The sequence below is a fragment of the Methanosarcina sp. DH2 genome, assembly GCF_020804225.1.
In the GTDB taxonomy this organism is placed as follows: domain Archaea; phylum Halobacteriota; class Methanosarcinia; order Methanosarcinales; family Methanosarcinaceae; genus Methanosarcina.
Genome location: NZ_WJBI01000001.1, coordinates 86685 through 104119 on the forward strand (window position 1 = coordinate 86685; position 17435 = coordinate 104119).

At 38.8% G+C, this 17435-nt stretch carries 11 protein-coding genes and 1 pseudogene; 7 read left to right on the plus strand and 5 right to left on the minus strand.

What is annotated here, in order from left to right:
- Positions 1–570 precede the first annotated feature (570 nt).
- The 3 genes and pseudogenes from FXV91_RS00430 to FXV91_RS00440 all read right to left on the minus strand — a co-directional run bounded on the left by FXV91_RS00430 (position 571) and on the right by FXV91_RS00440 (position 4779).
- Positions 571–1521 carry a pentapeptide repeat-containing protein gene (locus FXV91_RS00430; RefSeq protein WP_229387259.1) on the minus strand — a complete coding sequence of 317 codons (951 nt, stop codon included), beginning with the start codon at positions 1519–1521 and terminating at the stop codon, positions 571–573.
- 110 nt (positions 1522–1631) lie between these two features.
- Positions 1632–1751 (minus strand): annotated as a pseudogene (locus FXV91_RS00435) (IS200/IS605 family transposase); the annotation flags it as partial.
- A 205-nt stretch (positions 1752–1956) separates the two neighbouring features.
- A complete protein-coding gene (locus tag FXV91_RS00440) occupies positions 1957–4779 on the minus strand; it encodes a PAS domain S-box protein (protein ID WP_229387261.1) in 2823 nt (940 codons plus the stop codon).
- A gap of 497 nt (positions 4780–5276) precedes the next feature.
- Here FXV91_RS00440 and FXV91_RS00445 point away from each other — a divergent pair, with 497 nt between their 5' ends.
- Positions 5277–6392 (plus strand): transposase, encoded by a 1116-nt coding sequence (locus FXV91_RS00445; protein ID WP_229387263.1) that lies wholly within the window; start codon positions 5277–5279, stop codon positions 6390–6392.
- 1314 nt (positions 6393–7706) lie between these two features.
- Complete coding sequence (locus FXV91_RS00450; protein ID WP_229387265.1) at positions 7707–7955, plus strand: hypothetical protein; 249 nt, start codon at positions 7707–7709, stop codon at positions 7953–7955.
- 250 nt (positions 7956–8205) lie between these two features.
- On the opposite strand, the gene FXV91_RS20130 is transcribed toward FXV91_RS00450, so the two are convergent.
- Both FXV91_RS20130 and FXV91_RS00460 read right to left on the minus strand, forming a co-directional pair.
- A complete protein-coding gene (locus FXV91_RS20130; protein WP_229387267.1) occupies positions 8206–9549 on the minus strand; it encodes a type II CAAX endopeptidase family protein in 1344 nt (447 codons plus the stop codon).
- 1134 nt (positions 9550–10683) lie between these two features.
- A complete protein-coding gene (locus FXV91_RS00460; RefSeq protein WP_229388544.1) occupies positions 10684–11571 on the minus strand; it encodes a DUF1616 domain-containing protein in 888 nt (295 codons plus the stop codon).
- Between the two features lie 1124 nt (positions 11572–12695).
- Here FXV91_RS00460 and FXV91_RS00465 point away from each other — a divergent pair.
- From FXV91_RS00465 to wecB, 5 genes are all read left to right on the plus strand, one after another.
- Complete coding sequence (locus FXV91_RS00465) at positions 12696–13667, plus strand: glycosyltransferase family 2 protein (protein ID WP_229387269.1); 972 nt, start codon at positions 12696–12698, stop codon at positions 13665–13667.
- Between the two features lie 263 nt (positions 13668–13930).
- Entirely contained in the window at positions 13931–14260 is a 330-nt protein-coding gene (locus FXV91_RS00470; RefSeq protein ID WP_229387271.1) for a hypothetical protein, read from the plus strand.
- A 179-nt stretch (positions 14261–14439) separates the two neighbouring features.
- A complete protein-coding gene (locus FXV91_RS00475) occupies positions 14440–15363 on the plus strand; it encodes a glycosyltransferase family 2 protein (RefSeq protein WP_229387273.1) in 924 nt (307 codons plus the stop codon).
- A 4-nt stretch (positions 15364–15367) separates the two neighbouring features.
- Positions 15368–16477, plus strand: coding sequence for a DUF354 domain-containing protein (locus tag FXV91_RS00480; protein WP_229387275.1), 1110 nt, complete (start codon positions 15368–15370; stop codon positions 16475–16477).
- Positions 16477–17412: a UDP-N-acetylglucosamine 2-epimerase (non-hydrolyzing) gene (gene wecB / locus FXV91_RS00485; protein ID WP_229387277.1), complete on the plus strand. Its 936-nt coding sequence runs from the start codon at positions 16477–16479 to the stop codon at positions 17410–17412. The genes FXV91_RS00480 and wecB overlap by 1 nt, the downstream gene beginning before the upstream one ends.
- The last annotated feature ends 23 nt before the right edge of the window (positions 17413–17435 follow it).

Here is a 17435-nt window from a genome sequence, read left to right on the forward strand (position 1 = left end):
TTGGTCAACTTTATCTTCTTACCTTGAACAAAAGTATAGCTCATCTTAGTTTTTGTTTCATTTCTCGATAGCCATCGCTATAAAATTATAGCACCATACCAGGTTACTTCTTGAGCCCATCCCAAAACCATTTTCATTCCTATATCTAGAACTATCTTGATGATCCGAACCCCGATTGACTATTCCAAATTCGAAGTTCGTAAGAGTAATTTTGAGTTTTGGGATCAGCTCCTTTTATATATCCGTCTGGAATCTTGTCCTTATTAAGTGTGAAAATCCTCTCCATTTCCCAGTACAAAAAGATGTTTTGTTGAAATAAGTAAAAAGGTTATAGCAAAATTAGCTAATCCAGTACTGCTTTTAAATTACCTTGTAACGTTTATTAAGTCGCATATCAAGGAAAATATTTGTTCCAATGTGTTATCCATTTCTGTGAAGACCAATAAGAGGCATTTTAAAAGTGCCTTAGATGCCTTAAAAAGAGAGATGTATCGAATTTGGAGGAGATTTGAACAAAGAAAAGGTAAGATCTATACCATTAGAAGTTTAGGTAATATCCGGTCATCCATCTTAATTAGGTATTTCAAAAAGTGCAGGATATTTCTCTTTCAATGGTATGAGAAGTTTTTCATCTATTTTGGCTTCATAAAGTGTTTTCACCTTAGAAAGCTGGTCAAGTGATAACCCGTGAGCCCCTTCAAGGTTGGCCCCTTCAAGGTTAGCCCTTTCAAGGTTAGCCTCTTTAAGTTTAGCCCCTTCAAATTTAGCTCCTTGAAGATTAGCCCCTTCAAGGTTAGCCTCTATAAGGTAAGTCAATTTAAGGTTAGCCCCTTGAAGATCAGCCCCTTCAAGGTTAGCCTCTATAAGGTAAGCCCCTTCGAGGTTAGCCTCTACAAGGTAAGCCCTTTCAAGTTTAGCTCCTCCTAGTTTAGCTCCTTCAAGTTTAGCTCCTCGAAGGTTAGCCTCTATAAGGTAAGCTCTTTCAAGTTTAGCCCTTTCAAGTTTAGCTCCTCCGAGTTTAGCCCCTTCAAGGTTAGCCCCTTCAAGGTTAGCCTCTATAAGGTAAGCCCTTTCAAGTTTAGCTCCTCCAAGTTTAGCTCCTTCAAGTTTAGCTCCTTCAAGTTTAGCCTCTTGAAGGTCAGCTCCATAAAGGTTAGCTCCCTGAAGGTTAGCCCCTTGAAGGTTAGCTCCATAAAGGTCAGCCCCTTGAAGGTTGGCTCCTTGAAGGTTGGCCTCTTTAATGTTAGCCAAATGAAGTTTAGCCAATTGAAGGGTAGCCTTTTCAATATTAGCCTCTTGAAGGTTAGCCCCTTGAAGGTTAGCTTCTGTAAGATCAGCATAAAAAAGATCAGCTCCTCGAAGGCTAGCCTCTTGCAGGTTAGCTCCTCGAAGATTAGCCTCTTGAAGATTAGCTCCTTGAAGATTAGCTCCTTCAAGGTTAGCTTCTATAAGGTCAGCTCCCTGAAGGTTAGCTCCCTGAAGGTTAGCTCCTCCAAGGTTTTTTCTCTCTGGAATATCCATTTACAATTATCGGCGTTGGACTAAAATAAACATTACTATGCCAGGAAGATATCTTCTGCTTTTGGGAGTTATTTTTTAAAATAGCATTGATTTAGAGTCTGAATCTATCATGCCCGCAAGAAACGATTGACGTGATCACCATCAGCACCAATTGCATCGAACTCAAAGCAGTACCTTTCACCAATTTCAAAGCATATGTTTTTCAAAAAGTTGATGATTTCTGTATCGATACTCTTTCAGATTTATTATTTGGAATTGAGTCAGGTATACTGCTTCAATTTTGGAACAAAAAGTTCCAAATTCTAAAGCTGAGTGCGTATAAAAGAAGTTTTTTACGGTACTTCATATAAAATTCCATATCAGGTGACTAAAGTTACAAACTGTACGCAAAAACTGGACTTAGAATTTACAGCAAATTTGCAATACTGCTCTCTTTTACGCTACTGTAAACCTTATAGTGAATTCCGTCCCATTGTTTCTATTTAGTTCAATTTCTCCATCTAACTGGTCTACAAGAGTGGTTATCAGTTGTATTCCAAGACTGTCGGGATTTTCCAGATCAAAACTTTCAGGCACACCCATCCCATTATCCGATACTGTGAGGATAAAACAGATTCCCTTTAAGCCCTCATTATTGTTTCCTGCTCTATTGTCTTTACTTTCTGGAGATTTTTCCCTACAAAATTTGATTTGAATTCTCCCATCATCTTTATCGGCAAATGCATGTTTGAGGGAGTTGGAAATGAGTTCATTAACAATTATTCCTAATGGGACTGCAATATCCATGTCAAGGAAAATGTTTTCTTCCAGATTTACATCTAAGCTGGTACTGGCATTTCCAAGCCTGTATGTATGGAAAAGATTCTTAGCGAGTTCCTCAACATACGACGAAAAGTTTAGTGTATCGAGCCCTCCACCTTTGTACAGTTCCTCATGGATAAGAGCCATGGATATTACTCTGTTCTGGCTTTCTCTGAAGGATTCAAGAACTTCTGAATCCTTAATACATTCTCTGTTATTGAATTTTTCAGCCTGGAGATCCAGCAGTGAGGAAATGACCTGCAAGTTATTCTTGATTCGATGGTGGATTTCTTTTTTGCGGGCAGTTTCGATATTCGTAAGGAACTTTTCGGTCTCTTTTCTTTCGGTCACATCGTAAATCGTACCCTGGTAGAATTCCGGCTTTCCATCCTCTCTCTTAATTTTCTGGTAAATTTCATTAACCCATCTGATTCTACCGTCCCTGCGCTTTATACGAAATTCGATTTCTTCGTAACCTGAGGATAGAGAACTCCGAATCTTTTCCTCTGCTTTGAGAACGAGAGACAGGTCATCCGGATGGATTATGTCTTTCCACTTAATCCAGGACATGAACTCATCTTCACTATACCCGGTGATCTCTTCAACAGCACCATTCAGAAATACAGGAACAAAGTTTTCATCCAGCTGGAAAGCAATCCCATGGAAATTCTGTATAAAAGAGCGGTATTTTCTCTCACTTTCTGCAACGTTTTCTATTGCAAGTTTCCGTTCCGTAATATTTTTAATTACTCCGATGGCTCTGTATACCTTCCCTTTGTCATCATTTAGCCAGACTCCATAGTTTTCGGCATAGATGTAGTTCCCATCTTTTTTTCTGAGCCTGAATTCTACCTGAAATTTTTTCTCTTTCTCAAAAAACGTCATCAGGTTCTCAAGCAGTTCGAGCCTATCTTCAGGATGCACATGTTCTATACAGACCGATTTATCAAAATTCTCTAACTCTTCTGGATCGTACCCTGTTACTTCCCGTATGGCTCCTGCCCACCTGACTTCACGTGTTTCGAGATTGAAATCGAATATAATCTGTCCTGTCTGTTCGGTCGCTGTGCGGTATCTTTCCTCATTTTCTTGAAGCTGATTTTCTGCAATCTTGGCACTTGTAATATCTTTCAGTACTCCTATAGCTCCATAAGGCAGACCCTCATGATCCGTGAGGCAAATCCCGGAATTTTCTATATAAATGCAGGTTCCATCTTTTCTTCTCAACCTTAATTCTTCTCTAAACCTGCCTCCGATATTTCTCTCATTCTGGAACTTTTCGTCCACAGAATTCATATCTGAGAGATGGATATTCTTAATCCAGACGTCCTTGCCAAAATTCTGAAATTCTTCAAAACTGTATCCTGTAACTTCTTCTATGGCACCTGCCCAGCTGCTTTTATCTGTTCTTAAGTCGTAGTCATATACCACCTGTCCTGTCTGCTCTGTGACAATCCTGTATCTTTCCTCGCTTTTCTTGAGTTCTTCTTCAGCTTTTTTACTATTGGTTATGTCTCTGGCAATAACTGAAATAGAGGTCAGCTTTTCAGAAGCATCAAAAATCGGAGAAAGAGTTAGTGAGACATTTATTATCTTACCGTCCTTTCTTAACCGTAAAGTCTCATAATGGTGGATTTTATCTCCCTGTATAATTAGCTCAGCTAATTCTTTTGTTTCCCCAACTAATATGGGTGGATCCAGGATGGATATGGGCTTTCCCAGGACTTCTTTAGCCGAATAACCATAAATTTGCTCCGCGCCTTTATTCCAGCTAAGAATAATGCCGTCAAGGGACTTGGTTATAATGGCATCGTATGAATATTCCACGATACTTGCTAAGTTCAGTCTTTCTTCCTCTGCTATTTTACGCTTGGAACTTTCTATCTGCTCCCATTCTCCTTCCCTTTTGATCAAAGCAAATAGATGATTTGCGATTACGTCAATGATTCCTACTGCGTCGCAGTTATTAAGAGAATAGGTGCAGAGATCTATTATCTGATAGTTTTCGATTATCCTGTCTATTTCTTCCTCATAATTGATGAAAACATTCCAATCTTCATCTTTCAGCCATAAAGTGCACTCAGTTAACCTCAAACCATCATAGCCATTTGCCAAAGCCCTATTGAGTTTTTCAACCAGGCAATTTAAAGCTCTTTCAGAATCGAAACTGCCATCTTTAAAGTACCAGTGCGTGTAGGGAATTAATTCCATTTGCCCATTCTCAAGATAAGCATCAAAATTAGGAATAGCTCTTCTCAGGGCTTCTTTTATCTCTTCTACTTCAGAAGGTTTTGATGTAATCCATATGCAAAATTCGTTATTTTCAAGCCCTGCCTTGAAATAGGGGACCAGTGCGTCCATTAAATCTTCTTTTGTCTGATGAAACTGGCAGAAGTGCGTTCCCCAGGGCACGTATCCAATAATATCAATACCAGATTCTCTCAAGCTTTTTCTCATTCTATCCTTCTCCATGGTATGCTGCTCTAACCTCCATTTTTTCGAAATTTCAGCTCTTCACTATTTTGGATCCCTAAAGTAAGTTCCCGAAAATCGTAACAATAGAAATCCTTCCACTTTTCTCCAGATAGCGGTTGGTACCAGTGTTTTCTGATTTGATTAACTACTCACCCCAAGCTCCTGTTTTGCATGCTATAGTTTTCACAGCAAAAATCTACTTCATAAACTGAACGAGATACATCTGGTTTGTGTTCACATATGCGCTTACTTAGTCTGTTAGTTTATACTATTCAATAATATAACAGTCTATTCATAAGATATAATAAGTCGACCACAAAGCTCAAAATTTGCGTCTTCAAATCTCGTTTTTTAACTTTGAGGCGGGAAGTCCCCTTCCTCGGAGGCATCAGCCGACAGGTGGGAGATGAAAGCCGTCAACTTCATTATAGGAAATTTAACAAAAACTATAGATATCTTTAAAACGTATAATCTATAGTATGTTAAAAGCCTACAAGTACCGAATCTAYCCAGATAAAGACCAAGAAKTATTCATAAAAGTAAATTTTGGTGCATGTAGATTTGTCTATAATTGGGCTTTAGAACAGAAAATAAAAACTTATCAGCAAAATAACAAAYCGATATCAAGGTTTGATTTACAAAGGATTTTAGTTCATGAAGTAAAACCTTCTAACGAATGGTTRAAAAAAGCTAATTCTCAGGCTCTACTTGCTTCTTTAGTAAACGTAGAATCAGCATTTACGAAATTCTTTAGAGAGAAATCTGGTTTCCCTAATTTCAAATMTAAGAAAAACCCAGTGCAATCTTATCAAATGCCACAACATTATTCGGTAGATTTTGAAAGAAACCTTATCAAACTACCTAARATTGGGGAAGTCGAAGCAGTTCTTCATAGAAAGTTTGAAGGCGATATGAAAACTTCAACCATTTCAAGATCGAGTACAGGAAAATACTTCATATCTATTCTTGTGGATGACGGAGAAGAACTTCCTGCTAAACAGAGGATATCAGAATCKAGTACCATAGGAATTGATGTAGGCATCAAAGATTTTGCAATCCTTTCTAATGGGGTAAAAGTTGAGAATCCCAAATACCTAAAAAACTCTCTAAAAAGAATGAAATGTTTRCAGAAAAGAGTGAGTAAGAAGGTTAAAGGTTYYAATAACCGTAACAAAGCAAGAYACCATCTTTCAAAAATYMATGAAACTATTAGCAATCAGAGAAATAATTTCCAACAYCAACTCTCTTCTAAACTTATCTGCGAGAACCAAGCTATATCGTTGGAAACTCTGAATGTTAAAGGCATGGTAAAGAATCATTGTCTGGCTCAATCCATTTCTGATGCTGGATGGAGTAGTTTCGTAACCAAACTTGAGTATAAAGCTGAATGGTTGGGAAAAACCATCTTACGTATAGGAAGATTTGAGCCATCTTCAAAGATTTGCAATGTATGTGGTTATTATAATGGTAATCTGACCTTGAAAACCAGAGAATGGGTATGTCCTGATTGTAAAACCACGCACGACAGAGACATAAATGCTGCAATCAATATCAAAAAATTCTCTCTTCAAGATCAAAATYTTATAGTTATCTGACACCTAYGGAACGTAGGKGATGGGCTTGTGGACTTGCGAACAGTCGTTYGAGGGATGAAGCAAGAAGCCCCTTCCTCGCCATCAGGCAGGAAGGGGTAGTTCACGGAAACATAAAACTGATCAGAAGATTGAATATATTAATTTTCTTCTGTTTATTAAAACTAAAAATACTTAGTTGTTTATCTCCCTTCCCTTTTCGGTAATCTGAAATTATGTCTCATCATACCCACGTTTGGAGGCTATAAGCTTACCCTTCTCTATGTTTTTTCCATCAATTTATTTAATTTTTCCATACTAATACTTTTTAAGGAAATCTTTTTATATTTTGTCCACATCTTCTATTATTAGTCACATAATATTTTGAGTGAGTGTACTCTACACTTACGGGGGTATCTTTATGCTGTTAAGTATAATTTCATCGAGTGCAATTTCCTCAAGTGCAATTTCTATGGTTACKAGTCCCGGGCTYCCTCAGTACGGTGCYGCGGTAGTTGTCGGGCTGATTTCCCTCCTTTCTTTAAAGGAGGTYCTTTCGGCKTCCGAGCACTGGAACAGGTCYCTTGACAGTTCCTTTAATATGTCAATTCTGCCTTTGCTTTTCTGCTTTGGTGCAATTGTCGTTTTTAAGGTTGCGGAAATCATTTAACTCAGATACTCTGAAATCCTTTTTCCTTTTTCTTTCTTTTCGCTTTTCTTTTCTCTTTCCTCTTTCTTTTCTCTTTTCTTTTCCTTTCTATTCATTTTCTTTTTTTTATTTATTTGTACTTATCTCTATGTCCAGCCTTCGAATCTCTGAGGTTTTTTATCTTTTTTCCGGTTATGTATGTGATATGAAAACCGATAAAAACGAGGGGAGACTGATAATGAGGGGACAATGAATAAAAATCGACTGACGAAGGAAACTTTTTCAAAACTGTCTGCAGAGCTAAAAGCAGGATTTTTGTACAGTATTATTGTCTGTTTTTTATATCAGTTCTGTAATTAATCCAGTTTGTTGAAGCCAGGTTTTTATTAAATTCAGTTTTTTAGTATTCAGTACTTTATCTCCCTTGATGCTTATTTCCGTCTTCTAAGTACAGATGCCTCATAGCCTCGATGATTATATTGCTCTTGTTTAATTTTAAAAAGTGCTTGGCCGGCTTGGCGGATTGACATAGAAACCTACCTGCTCTCAAAATTTAGTAATTGGTAAAAAGGGTTTTATAGTATGTTGTGATATTATGTCAATGACCTAACATTATACAAGTAGTTTATAATTATACCAGTGATTTTTTATACCCGGGGTATATGCCTTAAGTTTATAGGGGTGTCCATATGTTGCTAAGCATAATTTCATCAAGCGCTATTTCTTCAAGTGCAATTTCCATGATTACTAGTCCCGGACTTCCTCAATACGGTGCCGCTGTAGTTGTGGGGTTGATCGCCCTCCTTTCCCTGAAGGAAGTCCTTTCCGCATCCAAATACTGGAATAAATATCTTAACAGCTCTTTTAATCTGGCAATTATTCCTTTACTTTTGAGCTTTATGGGGATTGTCATCTTCAAGGTTTCTGAGATTATTTAACTCTGATTTTTAAAATTTTCTTTTCCGTTCATTTTTTCCGTTTCATCTTTTGTGGCCGGAAAGTTTTTACTTCCCCTTTTTCTTCCAGAAACGGCATTTTTTTCAGTTTTTGCTTAAAGCCGTATTTCCCGTTTTCTTTCCTGGCCCTCCAAAGTCTTTTCAGAAGCAGAAATTAAAAAAGGGTCTGAGATATCCCATAATCTGGGAAACTTTTTCTAAAAAAGAGCTTTTGTATGAGTTCTTTCCGGGTTCAGAAACCGGGCCAGATACTCAACCTGTGAGGCAGGATCCCGAAAAGGAAAACATTGACAAAACCGTGGAGCACAGCAATAAAGGGCAGGCTTCTTGTTTTATAGAAGGCGAGACCCATGATAAATCCTACAAAGCCGGTATAGAGGATTTCCTGAAAAGTGCCGTATCCTGAGTGCATTAGCCCGAACAGAAAACTTGTGATTATAATGGCTTCCCACACACCGAGCGCATTTTCGAGCCTGGTCTGCAGGACTGACCTGAAAATCAACTCCTCGACAAGCCCTACGAAAAAAACCATTACAATGGTGAGCTTGAGAAGGTTCATAAAGGAGAGGTCAGGGATCAGATAACCTGTTTTGATAGTAAGATACTCTCCGAGCCCAAGTACGAAACCCAGCGGGATTGAGAGGAGCATGTAAGGTATTATGTGCTTCAGGGTAATTCCTATCTGTTCAAGAGAGTGCCTCTGGTGCACTACTATAATTGCCAGGGGAATTGCCAGGGGGCCGTAGATGAAAACGAAGGTATAAAGGGTTGTCTCATAAAAGACAGGCATTGAAAGGTTTATCAGCCTGAGTACCGGGAGCAGCATCATGGCCTGGTGGATTTTATGGACTTCAGGATCTTTCATTAATATATTGGAAAGGGAAAGAGCAATCAGGGTGCCTATATGTATCCAGACAGCTGCGCCCATTCTGTCCGAGAAGATCAGGATTTCTGCAAGAGTTATGCTCAGGATAGGAATTGCAGTAAGGAACCTGAGTTTTTTGATCTCGGTTTTTTCAAGATTTGTTTCTTTATACGCTTCAGCCGTCTCAGCTGCCTCAGACACCTCAGCTGCTTGAGTTTCAGCTGCTTGAGTTTCAGCTGCTTCAGTCTCAGCTGCCTCAACTACTTTAGTCACAGGTGCTTCAGACACTTGATCTGCTTCAGCCGCTTTAGACCCGGCTGTTTTCCATATTTTGGGCAAATGGAGATCTTTCAGGGGGTCTTTTGCAAGTCCCGGCTCTCCAGAAGTTATGTGCAAATATCCTAGAAGGATCAGAATTGCTGCCCCTATTCCTCCCACTGTATAGGCAATATCCACATACCGTCCGACTTTTCGGAGCGGCTCGGGGGCTTCATCTGAGGTTAAAATAACTCCGGAATCCCCTGTTTCTTTCAGAGCTTCGGCATGTATCTGTTCTGAAACGGGCCCCATTACTGGAGAAGGTGATAACTCCAGGTTGCTGCTTGACGCGGCTTCTGGAGAAATCGCCAGTAAAGCCAGAAACAGAACTGAAACAATAATTAGAAAATTCAGTTCTTTTTGTCTTTTATGAGAATTAATTAATTTTTGCACGTAAATTGCTCCTCTTCAAATCGGGGCGGGTTCAGATCTATTTTATATTTCTTATTAAAGGTTTTTTACTGGTTTTTTATTATAAAACCTCATGGATGCTATGCAGCTCTCATATTATACAAGCTTTTATTGCAAATATCATATAAAGTTTTGTCGATAGTCAGCTGTTTTAAATAATACTTTGATTTATGTGACCTTCCTGACCGCTGGAAAGAGTGGACCTTTTACCATTATTCGCCTTTTACCATTATTCTCTTATAGCCTATCTGAGCCAATGCCGAAACTTAAAAGCAAAAAAAGTTCACAAATCCGCAGGAGCAGGGAAAATTTATTTTAGTAAATGTATTTCCGATTAAATTTATTTCGCTCATATGACCTCTGCCCATTCTCTATTGATGAACAGAACTTATTTATGAGAGCCTTGAGAGAATATTAGAGAACATTGGGGAAACAGTGAGAGAACATCAGAAGACATTATAGAGCATTAGGGAACATCAGAGATTAGAGAACATTAGAGAATGTTGAAAGAATGTTGAGGGAATGTTGAGAGAACGTTGAGAGAACGTTGAGAGAATGTTGAGAGAACATTAGAGAACATTAGAGAACGTTGAGAGAATGTTGAGAGAGCACTGAAGGAGCCATGTGCTTTTTACAATCGGGCTATATTTTTTGCAGCCAACCTTATTACGGGATCAAGGCTTTCAGAATGAGTTTTTCTGAGAGCTGAAATCTTTATGAGGCTAAAATCAAGAAGATTTATAGAAAGAAGTTAGGTCCTGAGAGGCTTTAGCTAGACCTAAGATATTTTAGTGAGATCCAGAGATTTCTCAATCAGATCAGAAAGATCCCTGTCAGACTTAGAAATCTTTAGCAGATGATTGAGTTTATTTAATAGAGAACTCTGGAATGAAGACAGATAAAGCTTAGGAGGTTTCCTATATTTCTTCCTGCATCTTTTCTGCATTCTTTTCTGCATTCTTTCCTGCAATCTCGCCTGCACGTATGCTTAAGACTGCCAGCCTGGGCATGCCAGGACACTTTTGATGCCTTTTGTACTTTTCTTCAATCGCGTTTTCGCAGTCTCAGGGACTTTTGAACCTGCAGGCATAATTATATGTTGAGTTTATTTCCCCTTCACCTCTCTGTCGAGTTAACATTTATCCAGAGGTGGAGGTCCCTGTAGGGCGTATTTTTGTCGGTTTCGTTGAAGAGCAGGAACTCAAGTTTCATGTCCTTTCCTTCGGTCGGAGGAGTGAATGTTAGAGGTTCTTCCCAGGTCTCGTTATGGGAAAGTGTGATCTGCTGCATATCTTCGGGCAGGGAAAGAGATCTGTTTTCAAGCCTTACTTCCAGTGTGTAGTTTACAGGCATGTACTCATGGTTTACGACTCCGACAATTACTTTTCCGCTTTCTCCAGGTGTGTAGTTTGTCGGGTAATTGTCAGCCATCCCTTCAGGCCCGAGGATATAGAACTCTGTGAAGTGTTCCCCTTCTTTCGGGGTTATTACTACATAGGCAAGAGTTGTGACAGACAGAAGAATGGACAGGACCAGGATAACTGTAAGAGCCCTGTCAAGCCCTGGTTCAGGTTTTTCCAGGATTTCGGTTTTAAGCTCGAGTGCCATTTGCCTGAAGGGTACCTCAAAGGCGTCAGCTTCGGGAAGTTTTGCCCGCCTCAGGTATGCAAGCCCGCACATTGCAAATGTGAATATTGACAGGCTTATCAGGATTGGCAGAATTCTTATTCCCCAGGGAGTGTAGTTAAGGCCGAGGCCGATCAGGGGCACGACTGCGATGCTCAGCCCGAAGGAAAGGGCTGTCCTTTCGATCCCGTCAAGGTCGGATTTTGCAGGGAAAAGTGCAGCAATCAGGGCATACCCTGGCAGAAAAAGCACAAGGGGAAGGCCCAGTATATTGCGGAGCACAGTTTCACTTAATCCGGGCGTAAGCACAAAGAGATCTGTAAGGATCACAAGCCCAATAACGGTCAAGAGGTCTGAAGGAACTTTTTTTCCGGTCATTCGGGTCATCCGGCGTATAATTTCAAAAAAATTATTATATTTATCCAGTTTCTTTCGGGAGAGTAACTATTTTTTCTCATACATTTTATTCTTTCGCTCTTTTTCGTTTTCTGCATTTATCATCCGGGGGAGCTTTTCCAGCTTATCTATATTTCTATGCTTATCTCCCCGATAATTTTTACTCAGCCCAACAGTTCTATTATTTTATTAATATGTATATTTTTTGATCCAACTTTTGATCTAGTTCGTTGATCTGATTCTTTGATCTGATTCTTTGATCTGATTCTTTGATCTGATTCTTTGATCTCATTTTCTGATCTCATTTTCTGATACAACTTACTGAATTTTAAAATACATTCACCCCGTGAAGTCCGACCAAACATGTTTAACTTATTTTCCCAGAATTTGCCCATTTTGCCCTGTCCATTCCACCTTATCCATTTCATCTCATCTATTTATTTCCCATTTTTCTCTTTCTGTATATGCGGCAAGTGGCAGTTATGGTTAAATCAAACTTTAAAGTTTCAGATCTCCCTCAGGATTTTTCCCGGGTGCTGGAGAGTCTGCGGTATCTGGGTGCGGAACTTTCATGTTCTTACGATATTGTTTTTGATAGATCTATTTTCTATTTTTTATTATCTATATTTTTTACTCTCATATTTCTGATGTTTTTTGCAGGCTTGTATCTCAATCGTATAATGTTATATTTCTGCAGATAAAGGCTCTACTGATACCATTATAACTCACTTATTATTATATTACAGTATGGCTGTCAATAAATTTATATATTCGCATCTCAGATGTCAATCTAAAAAATTAAAGTATATTAGGGATTCAAACAGTACTACAAATTCAAGCAGTTAAGTCAATTAAAACAGCACTAGAAATTAAAACAGTTGTGTCAATTTGAACAGCCATATCATTACCGGCATTAAGTGGTTTTGAGCCGCTACAACTGTTTATAATTCGAATGTTTACTTAAAATACTTACTTCGGATATCTCTTCGGATATCTACTTCGAATATTTACTTCGAATATTTACTTTGGACATCTATTCCGGATATCTACTTCGGATATCTATTTTGGATATCTGCTTTGTAATAAATTTCAAAGGGGTCATACAAATGAGTAACGAACCGCTTATGGGCAACAGTACATTGTACTCAACCTATAAAGAGAACCAGCGTTTCAGGGAGACATCCTCTCAAAACATAACCGCTATCCTTCCAGCCTACAATGAAGAAGTGTCGATCGGAAGCATAGTCCTTCTTACAAAACTCTATGCCGATAATGTAATCGTTGTGGATGACGGCAGCACTGACCTGACAGCTGACATCGCCAGGAAAGCAGGAGCCGAAGTAGTATCTCACGGAGCCAACAGAGGAAAAGCCGAAGCCATTAAAACCGGCTTTACAGCCGCAGCCGACCTGGGCGCAGATATAATAGTAACAATGGACTCGGACGGGCAGCACAACCCTGCAGATATTCCGAACCTCGTTGCCCCTATCATCAAAGGAAATGCCGAGATGGTAAACGGCAGCCGTTACCTGAATTATCCGGGCAAAAACTCCCCTGTCTACTGCCGCGCAGGCCAGACCATGCAGGATACTACTGTAAAAATGAATTTTAACCTTAAAATAACCGATATGCAGAGCGGCTTCCGTGCCTTTGCAGCCTCTACAAAAGGCATCTTCCGGTTCAGCGGCAAAAAAACAGCCATAGAAAACGAAATGCTTGCCGACGCAGGCAGGTCAGGCATCCGCATAACCGAAATAGAGATCGGGGCACACACAATTCCCGAAGCCCATTCCCGAAACCCGGCAAAGTACATCATGGGAGCCCTGCGAGCAATTACCGAAGATGTGGATGCCAACAAACCCCTGTACTTCTACTCTGTACCTGGCTTTGCCCTGGCAACCTGCGGTTTCTATATGGGTTTCAAGTTCCTTGAAGCCTTCTTCCTCGGCAGCGCAAGTCTCAACTTCGAGCATACCTTCCTTATGGTCTTCCTTGCCCTTGCAGGTGCATATATGACTCTAAGGGGAATAATCGCACATTCGATGGCAGGAGCGCTCAGACAGACAGAAACCGTTTAATTATCCGCCTTGATAGATAATTATCCGCTACAATGGACAATTATCTTCTTTTCCGGATAAAAATTAACTAACATGGATAATAATTAACTTTAATAACTACTCAGACACACATACAGGAGGATTCAGACAAATAATATTTTGTTTTTTACTCCTCTAGTGCCTGAATAGTTATATCTGCGTTATACATTCGCCACTTACTTTATATATCGTCAATTCCCTTTAATTTCATTCAATCTTTAAATCTATTATTCGGGGTTATTCAAATGATTAATGAATTGCTTAAGGGCAGTAGCGCCCACCCAATATCAAAAAAAGAGGAAAATTTAGATGTAAGAGACGCATCCCCTCAAAACATTACCGTGGTCTTCCCCGCCTCCAAAGAGGAAGTCTCTATTGACAGCATAGTTCTCCTTACCAGTTATCACTCTGACAACTTAACCATGGATTCAGACGGTCAGCACAACTCCGCCGCAATTCCAATACTAGTCGCCCCTATTATAGATGGCAATTCCAAAACGTTTTTTTCTCTTCGAAAGAGGCTTGTGACGGTTACAGAAATTTTAACAAATTCGATATCAGGAGTAGTCAAGTAAGCTAAGTAACTTTAGTTTTGTTTTTAAATTTAAGTTTTAGTCAGATGCCTACGAAAATTGAAACTGAAATAAGAGCTCGATGTTTGAACAGCAAATGGTAACTTTGCAAGTAAATTTGGAAACGTTTAGTTACAATATACGGCATTTTCATAATTTACTTCTCTAGAAGGTGAGGTATCATGTATCGAAAAAAATCAATAGGGGTAACAATTCCCGCATACAATGAAAGTAAGTTAATTGAAAAGACTCTCGGATCAGTCCCTCTCTATGTAGATAAAATTTATGCAGTTGATGATGGTTCTAAGGACGATACTGCTGAAAAAATAAAAAATTTTGATGACCCTCGGGTTGTTTTAATCCAGCAGAAAAACGGAGGCGTCGGGGCTGCAGTTACTGCAGGTTATAAAAGAGCGCTTGAGGATCACATTGATATCGTTGCGGTTATGGCTGGAGACAATCAAATGGATCCTCAATATTTGCCTGATTTATTAGATCCAATCATAGATGGCAAAGCTGAATATACAAAAGGAAACAGACTATTGAATTCCAAGTATCGTAGAGGAATGAGTGCATGGCGCTCATTGGGTAATTATACTTTGACCTTTTTAAACAAGGTTGCCTCCGGCTACTGGAATTTAGATGACCCTCAAAATGGTTATACTGCAATTTCAAGCCGTGCATTAAAGAAACTGAATTTGAACGAAGTATATAAGGGCTACGCGTTTGAAAATGATATGCTTGTCAAATTAAACGTACACGATGTTAGCGTTAAAAACGTACCAATCCCTGCAAGATATGCCGACGAAAAATCAAAAATCCGTTATTCAAGATTTATAGTGAAAACTAGCCTCTATTTCATAAAAGCCTTGATATGGAGATCCTGGAACAAATACGTAGTGAAGCTAAATCCTATTGGAGTAATTTATTTGATGGGAAGTTTTTTAACCGTCACTGGATTCTTTGCTCTCTTTGCATTAAAAGTATTTTACATACTACTTGGTATCTCCCTATTTGGAGTTGCAGCATTTTCAGAAATGCTGAGAGAAAAACTCCTGGATATGAAGTTCTCAAAGGAAGGGGAAGTTATACCATTAAACGAGTGATAAGATGAAAATAGCGTTTTTTATTAATACACCTGCACATGTCCATTTCCATAAGTATACCATAAGGGAGCTGGAGCGGCGAGGGCATACTGTTTTAGTCCTTGCCAGAAACTACGGTGATACACTAAAACTGCTGGAAGAACTCGGTTTTAGGTACTTTATGTATTCTGACGTCCCAGATTCTAAATATGGAAAGATTATTAATTTCCCCTTTAGTGTACTCGCAGCTTTCAGGTATTTGAGATTACAAAAGCCGGATCTTCTGATTGGAATTGGTCTTTATTCAACTTATACTTCTTTGCTTCTAAGAAAACCCTGTGTAATATTTACAGATTCGGAACCCACAAATTTCCAGTTTATGCTACTTAAGCCAATAGTTAAGGCTATTATTACCCCCTCTGCTTTTCAGATGGATCTGGGACCCAAACATATAAAAATAAACACTTACAAAGAATTTGCCTATTTGCATGCTAATTATTTCAAACCAGATTCCTCTATTTATGAATTGTTGGAGATTTCTCAGGATTCTAATTTTGTTTTGCTTCGTTTCAATGCATTTGATGCAGTTCATGATGTAGGAATAAAAGGCTTCACAATTGACGAAAAAAGAACGCTTGTTAGAGAAATCGAACATTATTCTAAAGTTTTTATTTCTTCAGAAGTTAATTTGCCAGAAGATTTACAAAAGTATGTTATAAAAATTCCAAAGCATAGAATTCATGATGTACTATATTATGCCAAAATGATTATTGCTGACACCCAAACAATTATTACAGAAGCTGCGGTATTGGGTACTCCTGCAATAAGATACAATACTTTTGCAGGAGAGCATGATATGGGTAATTTTGTTGAACTGGAGAAAAAATATCGTTTGATTTTCAGTTTTAATGATTCTCGAAAAGCAATCAATAAAGTTATCGAACTCATCCAGAGACCGGAACTCAAAAAAGAATGGATGCAAAAAAGAGATCGCTTACTGGCTGACAAAATCGATGCTACTCAATTTCTGGTCTCTTTTATTGAAAACTATCCTGACAGCCTTAATCAGACATCTGACTACTATAAAGATGTCATAAAAACGGGGGCCCTGGTTCCATCAAAGAGTGATTTGTGATGAAAATTGCCAGCATAGTAGGTGTCAGACCTCAATTTGTAAAAGCTTCCGTAGTTTCGAGAGAATTAAGAAAAAAACATGAAGAAATTTTGATTCATACGGGTCAGCATTATGATTATGAAATGAATCAAGTTTTTTTTGAGGAACTTGGTATCCCTGAACCTAATTACTACCTTGAGGTCGGGTCGGGGTCTCATGGTTTTCAGACTGGAGAAATGCTTAAAAGGATCGAAGAAATTCTCATCAGCGAGAAACCCGATCTTGTGCTTACTTATGGGGATACAAACTCAACACTTGCAGGAGCTCTTGCGGCATCAAAAATTGGGGTAAAAAGTGCACATGTTGAGTCGGGACTAAGAAGTTTTGATAGATCGATGCCTGAGGAAATAAATCGAATTTTAACCGATCATTGCTCTGATATTTTATTTTGTCCAACTCAGAATGCGGTTGATAATCTAAAGAGAGAAGGAATCACTGAAAACGTCTTTTTGACTGGAGATGTGATGGTTGATTCACTTCTTTTCAATAAAGAAATTGCAGAAGCTAAATCTTCGATATTAAATGATCTTGAGATAGAAAGCAAAGATTATTTCGTTGCCACGATTCACAGAGCAAGTAATACCGATAATAAAGGTAATCTTCAGAATATTGTTGAAGCCTTTCAAGAATTGGATAGCAACATAATCTTCCCGGTTCATCCGCGAACTGAGAAATTACTTAAGAATTATGGTCTATATGATAGACTAAATTCTTCTGTTACATTAATAGAGCCTCTTGGATTTTTTGATTTCATAAAACTTATGTCACACGCTAAGGTGATTCTCACAGATTCTGGTGGTGTTCAGAAAGAGGCATATGTTCTACAAGTTCCATGTATTACGCTCAGGGAAAATACAGAATGGATAGAAACTATTGAAGATGGTTGGAACATTTAGGTGGGCTCAAGTACAATAGATAT

Bases quoted from the DNA above. Each gene is read 5' to 3' on its own strand.
- FXV91_RS00430 (WP_229387259.1), bottom strand. From the start codon at position 1,521: ATGGATATTCCAGAGAGAAAAAACCTTGGAGGAGCTAACCTTCAGGGA.
- FXV91_RS00440 (WP_229387261.1), bottom strand. From the start codon at position 4,779: ATGAGAAAAAGCTTGAGAGAATCTGGTATTGATATTATTGGATACGTG.
- FXV91_RS00450 (WP_229387265.1), top strand. From the start codon at position 7,707: ATGTTGCTAAGCATAATTTCATCAAGCGCTATTTCTTCAAGTGCAATT.
- FXV91_RS00460 (WP_229388544.1), bottom strand. From the start codon at position 11,571: ATGACCGGAAAAAAAGTTCCTTCAGACCTCTTGACCGTTATTGGGCTT.
- FXV91_RS00465 (WP_229387269.1), top strand. From the start codon at position 12,696: ATGAGTAACGAACCGCTTATGGGCAACAGTACATTGTACTCAACCTAT.
- FXV91_RS00470 (WP_229387271.1), top strand. From the start codon at position 13,931: ATGATTAATGAATTGCTTAAGGGCAGTAGCGCCCACCCAATATCAAAA.
- FXV91_RS00475 (WP_229387273.1), top strand. From the start codon at position 14,440: ATGTATCGAAAAAAATCAATAGGGGTAACAATTCCCGCATACAATGAA.
- FXV91_RS00480 (WP_229387275.1), top strand. From the start codon at position 15,368: ATGAAAATAGCGTTTTTTATTAATACACCTGCACATGTCCATTTCCAT.
- wecB (WP_229387277.1), top strand. From the start codon at position 16,477: ATGAAAATTGCCAGCATAGTAGGTGTCAGACCTCAATTTGTAAAAGCT.